The 11,579-nt window shown below is 54.2% G+C and carries 9 protein-coding genes; all 9 read left to right on the top strand.

Going from position 1 to position 11,579, the window contains the following annotated elements; genetic code table 11:
- Positions 1-746 precede the first annotated feature (746 nt).
- Positions 747-1,100, top strand: coding sequence for a flagellar transcriptional regulator FlhD (flhD, locus tag E2F51_RS19915; RefSeq protein WP_041692028.1), 354 nt, complete (start codon positions 747-749; stop codon positions 1,098-1,100).
- Positions 1,100-1,678: a flagellar transcriptional regulator FlhC gene (flhC, locus tag E2F51_RS19910; protein ID WP_013202558.1), complete on the top strand. Its 579-nt coding sequence runs from the start codon at positions 1,100-1,102 to the stop codon at positions 1,676-1,678. The genes flhD and flhC overlap by 1 nt, the downstream gene beginning before the upstream one ends.
- A 129-nt stretch (positions 1,679-1,807) precedes the next feature.
- Positions 1,808-2,695 (top strand): flagellar motor stator protein MotA, encoded by an 888-nt coding sequence (gene motA / locus E2F51_RS19905; protein ID WP_013202557.1) that lies wholly within the window; start codon positions 1,808-1,810, stop codon positions 2,693-2,695.
- 3 nt (positions 2,696-2,698) lie between these two features.
- Positions 2,699-3,739 carry a flagellar motor protein MotB gene (motB, locus tag E2F51_RS19900; RefSeq protein WP_013202556.1) on the top strand — a complete coding sequence of 347 codons (1,041 nt, stop codon included), beginning with the start codon at positions 2,699-2,701 and terminating at the stop codon, positions 3,737-3,739.
- Positions 3,740-3,749: 10 nt separating this feature from the next.
- Positions 3,750-5,723: a chemotaxis protein CheA gene (cheA, locus tag E2F51_RS19895; protein WP_209215572.1), complete on the top strand. Its 1,974-nt coding sequence runs from the start codon at positions 3,750-3,752 to the stop codon at positions 5,721-5,723.
- 24 nt (positions 5,724-5,747) lie between these two features.
- Complete coding sequence (gene cheW / locus E2F51_RS19890; protein ID WP_013202554.1) at positions 5,748-6,245, top strand: chemotaxis protein CheW; 498 nt, start codon at positions 5,748-5,750, stop codon at positions 6,243-6,245.
- A gap of 195 nt (positions 6,246-6,440) precedes the next feature.
- Complete coding sequence (locus E2F51_RS19885) at positions 6,441-8,111, top strand: methyl-accepting chemotaxis protein (RefSeq protein WP_134824330.1); 1,671 nt, start codon at positions 6,441-6,443, stop codon at positions 8,109-8,111.
- A gap of 124 nt (positions 8,112-8,235) precedes the next feature.
- Entirely contained in the window at positions 8,236-9,915 is a 1,680-nt protein-coding gene (locus E2F51_RS19880; protein ID WP_134824329.1) for a methyl-accepting chemotaxis protein, read from the top strand.
- A 47-nt stretch (positions 9,916-9,962) separates the two neighbouring features.
- Positions 9,963-11,549: a methyl-accepting chemotaxis protein gene (locus E2F51_RS19875; protein ID WP_134824328.1), complete on the top strand. Its 1,587-nt coding sequence runs from the start codon at positions 9,963-9,965 to the stop codon at positions 11,547-11,549.
- Positions 11,550-11,579 lie beyond the last annotated feature (30 nt).

Here is an 11,579-nt window from a genome sequence, read left to right as displayed (position 1 = left end):
AAAACATTCATATCACTAATGTAACTACCGATTACATCCCTTTACACGCCCTAAACACAAGCCGGATAAGGCTTACGAAACGCTATCGCTTACTGATAGAAACCTGCGCTATGTCACATTTCAGTCATCATACACATCCCTGACAGTCACCTTTCGTGACTATTTTGTGATCGCTACTTACCTCGCATATCCAGCATTAAATTCTGATTATTTTTGTCAACACAGATAGTTGAGCTGATATTGATCTAAATCACGCACCCGTTCCGTTTAATACTCGTAACCAGAATCGTTTTCATTTGGAAATGTTCCAAACATGTTAAAAACTGACAAAAAGGGGGTAAATTGATTAGTTAGTGAACTAATCAACAGTATCGCTGAAGGGTTATTTTAGTTAAATTACCCCAAAAGTGTGATCTGCATCACACTTTATCTAAAATTTGGCCTGGCCCTCGTTGTATGTCTAAATCAGAGGGGATAGAGTTGCCTTGTTTTCGGAATAGTCCTAAAAGGTAGTAAGAAAAGTCTGACTCTAAGGTCAGATAAAGCGGACGGAAAACAGGGAAGCAGTACTGGCAAAATGAGTTAATGACTACTTTCTGGACAGGCGCTATTTGGCACCTTACAGCTTCGCAAACGTTTGGCTTCTGCCACTAAATTATTTGCCAACTTAGCTCTACAAATCAGCAACCAAGGTAGCGGCGTAATCCGCAAACGTTTAAGTAGTGTCAGTCAGGATGGAAAAAAAAATGGGTACATCAGAATTACTCAAACATATTTACGACATCAACTTGTCTTATTTATTGCTTGCACAACGCCTCATTAACCAGGAAAAAGCCTCTGCGATGTTTCGTCTCGGTATCGATGAAGCGATGGCAGATACACTTTCTCAATTAACTCTGCCTGAAATGGTGAAGTTAGCTGAAACGAATCAGCTTGTTTGTCAGTTTCGTTTTAACGACCACAATACAATTACTCGCTTAACGCAGGAATCACGCGTGGACGATTTACAGCAAATCCACACCGGTATTCTGTTATCCAGCCGTTTATTACGCACCGTGTCGGGTAAAAGCGACGAGTTGCCTAAAAAGAGAGCGAGCTAATGAGTGAAAAAAGTATTGTCCAGGAAGCGCGCGATATTCAATTAGCGATGGAGTTGATCTCGCTGGGCGCGCGTCTGCAAATGTTAGAAAGCGAAACGCAGCTGAGTCGTGGCCGTTTAATTAAATTATATAAAGAACTGCGCGGTAGCCCACCGCCGAAAGGCATGCTGCCGTTCTCAACCGATTGGTTTATGACCTGGGAACAGAACATTCACTCTTCTATGTTCTGTAACGCCTGGCAGTTCCTTCTCAAAAGCGGGTTGAGCAAGGGTGTGGACGCGGTAATCAAAGCGTACCGACTCTATCTCGAACAGTGCCCGCAACAGGACGAAGGCCCGCTGTTGGCGCTGACCCGCGCCTGGACCTTAGTCCGGTTTGTTGAGAGCGGAATGCTCGAACTGTCCGATTGCAAAAGCTGCAACGGCAGTTTCATCAACCACGCACACCAGCCAGTTGGCAGCTTTGTCTGCAGCCTGTGCCAGCCGCCATCCCGTGCGGTAAAAAGACGTAAACTTATCGGGGAATCTGCCGATAACATTTCACAACTGCTGGAGGAAGAGATTAAACAAGCCGTTTAATTCTCCTCACAACGTGGAATGCATCCAGCAGCGGTTATTTAACCGCTGCTTTTTTTTTGCCTGCGGCGGGTAGAAACATCCTGAAGCGCTCTTCTTCAACCCACACGTCACCAGACGTAAGGATTTAGTGTGTTAATTATTATTGGGTATATCCTGGTACTCGGGTCGGTGTTGGGGGGCTACGCGATGGTCGGTGGCCACCTTGGCGCTCTCTATCAACCTTCAGAATTGTTGATCATCGGCGGCGCCGGTATTGGCGCATTTATCGTGGGGAATAATGGCAAAGCCATTAAAGCCACCATGAAGGCACTGCCATTATTAATGCGCGGCTCAAAATATAACAAAGCCGTCTATATGGATCTGATGGCCTTGCTGTACCGCATTATGGCCAAATCCCGCCAGCAGGGCATGTTATCGCTGGAAGCGGATATTGAAAGTCCGCAGGAAAGTGAAATTTTTGCTAATTACCCGCGCATCCTTGCCGATAAAAGATTAGTGGACTTCATTACCGACTATTTGCGTCTGATGGTCAGCGGCAATATGAACGCCTTTGAAATCGAAGCGCTGATGGACGAAGAGATTGAAACCTACGAACACGAATGCGAAGTGCCGGCAACGGCGCTGCAAACGGTAGGCGATTCTCTCCCGGCTTTCGGCATCGTGGCGGCGGTAATGGGGGTGGTACATACGCTGGCATCCGCCGATCGCCCGGCAGCAGAGTTAGGGGCATCGGTCGCACACGCGATGGTGGGAACCTTCCTCGGCATTTTGTTGGCCTACGGATTTATCTCTCCGTTGGCCGGGGTGTTACGCCAGAAATGTGCAGAAACCACCAAGATGATGCAGTGCATCAAAGTGACGTTGCTCTCCAGCCTGAATGGCTATGCGCCGCAAATCGCGGTTGAGTTTGGTCGTAAGACGCTGTACTCAACCGACCGACCGTCGTTTACCGAGCTGGAGGAGCATGTCCGTAACGCAAAATCACCAGCGAAACAGACTTCAGACCAGGACGCATGACGCATGAAGCATAACAATCACCCCATTATTCTGGTTAAGAAAAAGAAGCATAAAAGACATGAGGGCGGTCACGGCTCATGGAAGATTGCCTATGCCGACTTTATGACCGCGATGATGGCTTTCTTTATGGTGATGTGGCTGTTGTCGATCGCGAACCCTCAGGAATTGGTGCAGATTGCCGATTACTTTAAGACGCCGTTGAAAGTGGCACTGACCGGCGGTTCAAAAAGTAGCGAAAGCATCAGCGTGATCCCCGGCGGTGGCGAGGACCCAACCCAGAAATCGGGCGAGGTCCACAAGGTGGTGGATATGGATGCGCAGAAACGCAAGCTGGATGAAATCCGTCTTAACCGTCTGCGTGAAAAGCTCGACCAGCTGATCGAATCGGATCCACGGTTGAAGGCCCTGCGTCCCCATTTGATCATCAATATGGTGGAAGAGGGGCTGCGTATTCAGATTATCGACAGCGAGAACCGGCCGATGTTTAAAACCGGTCGCGCGGAAGTTGAGCCGTATATGCGCGATATTTTGCGGGCAATTGCACCGATCCTGAACGATATACCGAACAAAATCAGCCTTGCCGGCCATACCGATGATTTTCAGTATGCCAACGGCGACCGCGGATACAGTAACTGGGAACTATCTGCCGACCGCGCGAACGCCTCACGGCGTGAGCTGGTCACCGGCGGACTGGATAGCGGCAAGATGCTGCGCGTGGTCGGGATGGCCGACACCATGAGTTTAAAAAACCGCGGCGCGGATGATGCTGTAAACCGTCGAATCAGTCTGCTGGTGTTGAACCACGACACGGAGCTGCAGATTGAGAAAGAAAACTCGGAGAGCGACGCGACGCAAATCAGCGACAGCAATGCGGGCAGTCTTAAAGAAATCGTCGCACCGGCACTCCCTGCCGATGCCACAAAAAAACCAGACCCTCAACCCCCAGTGGCTGAGCCAGCAGGCGATCAGGTAAAACCGACAGCATCCGCTCCGGCTAACCCGGTACCGGCGGCCCAGACCGATCGCGACTCACAGCAGAGGTGATCCCGTGAGCATGGATATTAGCGATTTTTATCAAACGTTTTTCGATGAAGCCGACGAACTGTTGGCCGATATGGAACAACACCTGCTGGGGTTAGACCCACAGGAACCGGATTCGGAACAGCTTAACGCTATCTTCCGTGCGGCCCACTCGATTAAAGGCGGGGCGGGTACCTTTGGTTTCACTGTGTTACAGGAAACCACGCATATTCTGGAAAATATTCTCGACGGCGCTCGTCGCGGCGAAATGCAGCTGAGCACCGATATCATCAACCTGTTTTTGGAAACCAAAGATATTATGCAAGAACAGCTGGATGCCTATAAAACCGCCACGGAACCGAATGCCGCGACGTTTGAATACATCTGTCAGGCGCTGCGCCAGTTAGCGTTAGAAGCCAAGGGTGAAGTGATTGAACCGCCTAAAACGCTGGCAGCCGCGGCGAACGCGCCTGTGGCGGCCGCCGGTCTGAGACTGGCGCTGGTGGACCTGAAACCGGCAGAAATTCCATTAATGCTGGAAGAACTGGGGAATCTGGGCACCGTTTCTGACGTGGTGAAAGGCGAAACCTCGGTTGAAGTGACCCTTGACTCTACCGTCGATCAGGATGACATCGTTGCGGTGCTGTGCTTTGTGATTGAAGAAGCGCAGATCCAGTTCCTGACGGCGTCGTCAGCAGCAACAGCGGTTGAGCCAATCGTTGAAGCGGTGGCTGAAGAGCCGGCCGCACCGCTGGCCACGGTCACCGACATTACGCCGGCGAAACGTGAAGCACCGAAAAAAGCGGCTGCCAAAGCCAGCGAATCCACCAGTATCCGCGTTGCGGTAGAGAAAGTGGACCAGCTGATTAACCTGGTTGGCGAACTGGTTATCACCCAGTCGATGCTGGCGCAGCGTTCCGGTGAACTGGATCCGGTTGCCCACGGCGACCTGCTGAACAGCATGGGACAGTTAGAACGTAACGCCCGTGACCTGCAGGAATCGGTGATGTCCATCCGTATGATGCCGATGGAATATGTCTTCAGCCGCTTCCCACGTCTGGTGCGCGATTTGGCCAGCAAGCTGGGTAAAGAAGTGGAGCTGACCCTGCAAGGCAGCTCGACCGAGCTGGATAAGAGCCTGATCGAACGCATTATTGACCCGTTAACGCACCTGGTGCGTAACAGTCTGGATCACGGTATCGAAACCCCGGAAAAACGTCTGGCCGCCGGCAAAGACGCCATCGGTAACCTGATCCTGTCCGCGGAACATCAGGGCGGCAACATCTGCATCGAAGTGGTTGATGACGGTGCCGGTCTGAACCGTGAACGTATCCTGGCGAAAGCGCTGTCGTCTGGCCTGCCGGTCAGCGAATCGATGAGCGATGAAGAAGTGGGCATGCTGATCTTCGCCCCTGGCTTCTCCACGGCGGAGCAGGTGACTGACGTCTCGGGTCGCGGTGTCGGCATGGACGTGGTGAAACGAAATATCCAGGAGATGGGCGGTCACGTCGAAATCTCCTCGAAGCAGGGTAAAGGCACCACCATTCGTATTCTGCTGCCACTGACGCTGGCCATCCTCGACGGCATGTCCGTTCGCGTGGCTAACGAAGTGTTCATTCTGCCGCTGAACGCGGTGATGGAATCACTGCAACCGCTGGCAGACGATCTGCATCCGCTGGCCGGTGGCGAGCGCGTGCTGGAAGTGCGGGGTGAATACCTGCCGCTGGTTGAGCTGTGGAACGTGTTCGATGTGCAGGGCGCAAAAACCGAAGCAACGCAGGGCATCGTGGTGATCCTGCAAAGCGCCGGTAAACGCTATGCGATGCTGGTCGATCAGCTGATTGGCCAGCACCAGGTGGTGGTTAAAAATCTGGAAAGCAACTATCGCAAAGTGCCGGGTATCTCGGCAGCAACCATCCTCGGTGATGGCAGCGTGGCGCTGATTGTCGACGTATCGGCTCTGCAGTCTCTCAACCGTGAAAAGCGTGTGGCGGGAGCCGCAGCCTGACTTTAACCGATTAAGGGTAGAATTATGAATGGAATGGCAACTGTCTCTAAACTCACTGGCGAAACCGTAGGTCAGGAGTTCCTGGTGTTTACGCTGGGTGACGAAGAATACGGCATCGATATTTTGAAAGTGCAGGAGATCCGCGGTTACGATCAGGTTACCCGCATCGCCAACACGCCTTCCTTTATCAAAGGCGTGACCAACCTGCGCGGCGTTATCGTGCCAATCATCGACCTGCGCATTAAGTTCGCGCAGTCCGATGTCGGGTATAACGAAAACACCGTGGTGATCGTGTTGAATCTGGAACAGCGCGTGGTCGGTATCGTGGTTGACGGCGTGTCTGACGTGCTGTCACTGACCCAGGATCAGATCCGTCCTTCCCCGGAATTCGCAGTGACCATGTCTACCGAATATCTGACCGGCCTGGGTGCACTGGGCGATCGCATGTTGATTCTGGTCGATATTGAGAAGCTGCTGAACAGCGAAGAAATGGCGTTAGTCGACGTGCTGCGTAGCGCCTGATAACCGTTGTTTTTCCTGTTGAAAAAGGGCCTTGCGCAACACGCAGGGCCCTTTTTTTAGTTACAATATTATTTCGTCTTTGTTTTATATAGCAAAATAAATCCCCGCAAAATATCTCTCTCACAACATAAAGTATGGCCCTGAAAAGCCGATAGATCCGGTGTTGTTATTACTTTTACACACCAAGGGTTCTCTATGTTCACACGCATCAAAGTGGTCACCAGCCTGCTGCTGGTCCTGCTCGTTTTTGGCTCATTGCAGCTGATCTCTGGCGGCATATTTATTGGCGCGCTGACCAGCGATAAAGACAGTTTTTCCATTGCGCAAAATTCCAGTGACAACGTGGCGTCCTTCACCGACGCGTGGATTGCACTGAACCAGACCCGCATCACCCTGAACCGCGGCATGCTGCGTCTGCAGAGTGAAACGGCCAACAGCATCAACAGCGCGTCGCTGACCGCGATTTCCGATCAGGGTAAGAAACTGCTGGCTGATGCCGACAAATCTTACGCGCGCTATCAAGCCATCCCGAACACCAAGGGTGTTGACCCGAAAGTGGTTGATGACCTTGAGCAGAACTACGTCAGCTATTCCAAAGCGCTGTCGACCATGCTGGATTTGATGCAGAGCAAGCAGCTGCCTGAGATGTTCAAACTGAACATCGAGCAGAAGCAGAATGATATGCAGCAGGCCTATACCCTGTGGCGTACTGCCCTGAATGAAATCACCGTGCAGGGCGTGAAGGCCAACGAAGCGGCGTACAGCAAAATGCTGTGGGTGATTGGCACCATCATGGTACTGGTTGTCGCGCTGATCGCCCTGTGCTGGGTGGGCCTGCGCAAGATCCTGATTACGCCATTACAGAACAACATTGCCCACATCAGCCACATTGCGGGCGGCGACCTGACGCATACCATCGAAGTAGAAGGCCGTAATGAAATGGCCCAACTGGCAAACAGTTTGCTGGAGATGCAGCAGTCGCTGGTACGTACCGTTAGCGACGTGCGCGACGGTTCCGATGCGATCTATACCGGTGCCAGTGAAATTGCCGCCGGCAATAACGATCTGTCTGCCCGTACCGAGCAACAGGCTGCCTCGCTGGAAGAAACCGCGGCCAGCATGGAGCAGTTAACCGCCACCGTGAAGCAGAACGCCGAAAACGCCCGTCAGGCCTCTCAGCTGGCGCTTAGCGCGTCTGAAACCGCGCTGAAAGGCGGCAAGGTGGTGGATGGCGTGGTGAAAACCATGAGCGACATTGCCGGCAGTTCGAAGAAAATTGCTGACATTACCAGCGTGATCGACGGGATTGCTTTCCAGACCAACATCCTGGCGCTGAACGCTGCGGTGGAAGCGGCGCGTGCCGGCGAGCAGGGTCGTGGCTTCGCAGTGGTTGCCGGTGAAGTGCGTAACCTTGCCCAGCGCAGTGCGCAGGCGGCGAAAGAGATCAAAGGGCTGATTGAAGACTCCGTGGCGCGCGTTGACAGCGGCACCGTGCTGGTGGGTACCGCAGGCGAAACCATGGCGGATATCGTCAGCGCCGTGACCCGCGTGACCGACATTATGGGCGAGATTGCCTCTGCCTCTGATGAGCAGAGCAAAGGCATCGACCAGGTGGGCACCGCCGTGACCGAAATGGACCGCGTGACGCAGCAGAATGCCTCGCTGGTGGAAGAATCCGCCACGGCGGCCGCCGCGCTGGAAGATCAGGCCAGCCGTCTGACGCAGGCCGTTGCAGTATTCCGCGTGCGCAAAGAGTCCGGTTTCACACCGGCGGCGAAAGCCAGCACCGTGAAACGGGCAGCATCGCCGGTGGCGCGCAAAGCCTCCGCGCCGGTTGCCTCGGACAGCAACTGGGAAACCTTTTAATCCGCTCTCCGCAGTAAAAATGCCGTCATAAGATTATCCGCTGAGCGATCGGCGGATATCTGCATAAAGATCCCATTCCCTTTGCCGATAACAGTGCCAGTTGTTTCCCCTTCCTGAGGTAGTCATGTTCAAACGGATAAAGGTTGTTACCGGCCTGGTCAGCGTACTGGTGCTGTTTGCGTTGCTGCAGTTTGGCACCGGCGGATTGTTTTTCCATACGGTCAAGAATGACAAAGATAATTTTGCGTTTAACCAGCGTCTGCGTGTGTTACAGCAGTCAATGGGCACCTCCTGGGTCTCTCTGGTTCAGGCGCGTAATACCCTGAACCGCGCCGGGATCCGCTACCTGCAGGATGCGAATCAAATGGGTTCGGGTGCCACGGTGAAGGAACTGCTGGTGCTGGTACAGCAAGAGCTGGATATCGCTGACAAGTCGATGGCGGTATTTGACGCCAACCTGTCCGAAAAGGGCAAAATCGCTGAGAACATCAAGCAGCTGCATGCCAATTATAAGCAGCTGCACGATGCGCTGGCCGACCTGATTGTGATGATGCAGACCGGCAAGTTCACCGACTTTATCGCGCAGCCAACCCAGAGCTACCAAAATCAGTTTGAAAAAACCTATAACGACTGGCTGGAAACCAATAACCGGCTGACCGCCGAGGGCGTTGAGGCCAACAGTCGCGCTTACGAGCATACCCTGTGGCTGCTGTTAGCGGTGCTGGTGATCTCCCTGCTGGTGATCGCGCTGGCCTGGAGCGGCATCTATAAAATCCTACTGCGTCCGTTACGCACCAATATCGAACATATCCGCCATATCGCCAGCGGCGATCTGACCCAGTCAATTGAGTCAGAAGGGCGCAACGAAATGACCCAGTTGGCCGACAGCCTGCGTGAAATGCAGCAGTCGCTGGTCCGCACGGTCAGCGATGTCCGCGACGGTTCCGATGCGATTTATACCGGCGCCAGCGAAATCTCCGCCGGCAACAACGATCTCTCCTCGCGCACCGAACAGCAGGCGGCCTCGCTGGAGCAAACTGCTGCCAGTATGGAGCAGCTGACCGCCACGGTGAAACAGAACGCCGAGAACGCCCGTCAGGCCTCTCAGCTGGCGCTCAGCGCCTCAGAAACCGCGCAGAAAGGCGGCAAGGTGGTGGATGGCGTGGTGAAAACCATGAACGACATCGCCGGAAGCTCGAAGAAGATTGCTGACATTACCAGCGTCATCGACGGCATTGCCTTCCAGACCAATATCCTGGCGCTGAACGCCGCGGTGGAAGCGGCCCGTGCCGGTGAGCAGGGACGTGGCTTCGCGGTAGTGGCAGGCGAAGTACGTAACCTGGCCCAGCGCAGCGCGCAGGCGGCAAAAGAGATTAAAGGGCTGATTGAAGACTCCGTGGCCCGCGTCGATACCGGCTCGGTGCTGGTGGAAAGCGCCGGAGAGACCATGGCCGATATCGTCAGCGCGGTGACCCGCGTCACCGACATCATGGGCGAAATCGCCTCGGCGTCGGACGAGCAGAGCAAGGGCATCGACCAGGTGGGCACCGCTGTGACCGAGATGGATCGCGTCACCCAGCAGAACGCCTCGCTGGTGGAAGAGTCTGCGGCAGCCGCCGCCGCGCTGGAAGAACAGGCCAGCAGACTGACTCAGGCGGTCGCCGTATTCAGAATCCGTAAAGAAAATGTCATCCAGGCCGTTAATACCAGTAAGGCAAATAAAAACCCACTGTTAATGCCGGCAGCCGCACCGCGTAAAGCGCTGGCCGCACCGACATCCAACGATAATTGGGAAACTTTCTAACAGACTTTTTTGCCGCTCATCTTGGGCGGCAAAACCTGGAGGCTTTGATGGTGAGTCGTATACGTATTTCTAGCGCAATTTTCCTACTGTTGGGGTTGTTCTGCGTGATGCAGATTGTCGGTAACGGTTTGTCTTTTAATTCTTTCCGCCTTGATGCCCGCAACTTGCAGGACGTCGAAGTCAGCAGTAATCAGCGTGAAGCGCTGGGCGAAACCTGGGCGGCCTTACTGAGCGCTCGCGTCACGCTGAGCCGTGCCGGAACGCGTGCCGCACTGAGTTTACCGCGCGATCAGGTAACAAGTTTGATGGCAAAGGCTCAGGAAGATCTGAATGCTGCCGATAATGCTTTTAAGCGCTTCAATGCGATCCCGGAAACCACACCGGCGGGTGGCGCGCTGAAAAAGTCGATGAATGAGGCCTATGACGTTTATGCCCACGAACTTTCTCAGCTGATTGCCTATTTACAGAATTATCAGTTACAGGACTTCCTCGACTCGCCGACGCAGGGCAAGCAGGACAAATTTCAGGTTCAGTACAACCAGTGGATGAAGCACATCGATCTGCTGCGCGAACACGCTAACCAGGCCGGGAAAGGCTTTTATGCCCAGTCGAAAATTATCTTTATCGTGGCGGTGGTGCTCTGCCTGTTAGTGACCTTCAGCGGTATCTGGTGGGTGCGCCGTGCGGTTATCGCGCCACTGTCCAGAATGCGTGGCCACTTTGAACGTATCGCCTCGGGCAACCTGGGCGGCACCATCGAAACGGAAGGGCGTAATGAGCTCAGCCAGCTGTTTATCAGCCTCAACGCCATGCAGAAATCCTTGGCAGAGACGGTCAGCAGCGTACGTGATGGCACGCACGCCATGCACACCGGCATCCGTGAGATTGCGTCAGGCAACAACGATTTGTCTGCCCGTACCGAGCAGCAGGCCGCGTCACTGGCCGAAACCGCCGCCAGTATGGAGCAGCTGACCGCTACCGTGACCGGCAATGCCGAAAATGCCCGCCAGGCTTCTCAGCTGGCAAAAGAGGCCTCAACCACCGCCCATAAAGGCGGGCAGTTGACCGGCAAAGTGGTCACCACCATGAGTGAGATTGCCAGCAGCTCGAAGAAAATTGGTGATATCACCGGGGTGATTGACGGCATCGCGTTCCAGACCAACATCCTGGCGCTGAATGCCGCGGTGGAAGCGGCACGCGCCGGCGAGCAGGGCAGAGGCTTTGCGGTGGTCGCCGGCGAAGTCCGCAACCTGGCGCAACGTAGCGCGCAGGCGGCAAAAGAGATTAAAGCGCTGATTGAAGCGTCGGTGGATCGCGTCGATCAGGGCGCGGTGCTGGTGGCTTCAGCGGGCGAAACCATGGACGAGATTGTGCAGTCGGTCACGCGCGTCAACGACATCATGGGCGAAATAGCTTCAGCCTCTGATGAACAGCGTCGCGGCATTGAGCAGGTTGCACAGGCAGTCAGCCAGATGGATCAGGTAACACAACAGAACGCCGCGCTGGTAGAGGAAGCGGCAGCAGCCACAGAAGCCCTTGAAGCTCAAGCCGACCATCTGACGGGCACGGTGACCAGATTTACACTGGACGCAGATGGCCAGCCAGGTTATCCGGACGGCATACAGGGAATATAGCGGTGTTTTACCCCCTTAATCAGTACGTTG

This window comes from Erwinia sp. QL-Z3 (genome assembly GCF_004551645.1).
In the GTDB taxonomy this organism is placed as follows: Bacteria; Pseudomonadota; Gammaproteobacteria; order Enterobacterales; family Enterobacteriaceae; genus Erwinia; species Erwinia billingiae.
This window is presented reverse-complemented; position numbering and strand designations above follow the sequence as displayed.

Bases quoted from the DNA above. Each gene is read 5' to 3' on its own strand.
- flhD (WP_041692028.1), top strand. From the start codon at position 747: ATGGGTACATCAGAATTACTCAAACATATTTACGACATCAACTTGTCT.
- flhC (WP_013202558.1), top strand. From the start codon at position 1,100: ATGAGTGAAAAAAGTATTGTCCAGGAAGCGCGCGATATTCAATTAGCG.
- motB (WP_013202556.1), top strand. From the start codon at position 2,699: ATGAAGCATAACAATCACCCCATTATTCTGGTTAAGAAAAAGAAGCAT.
- cheA (WP_209215572.1), top strand. From the start codon at position 3,750: ATGGATATTAGCGATTTTTATCAAACGTTTTTCGATGAAGCCGACGAA.
- cheW (WP_013202554.1), top strand. From the start codon at position 5,748: ATGAATGGAATGGCAACTGTCTCTAAACTCACTGGCGAAACCGTAGGT.
- E2F51_RS19885 (WP_134824330.1), top strand. From the start codon at position 6,441: ATGTTCACACGCATCAAAGTGGTCACCAGCCTGCTGCTGGTCCTGCTC.
- E2F51_RS19880 (WP_134824329.1), top strand. From the start codon at position 8,236: ATGTTCAAACGGATAAAGGTTGTTACCGGCCTGGTCAGCGTACTGGTG.
- E2F51_RS19875 (WP_134824328.1), top strand. From the start codon at position 9,963: ATGGTGAGTCGTATACGTATTTCTAGCGCAATTTTCCTACTGTTGGGG.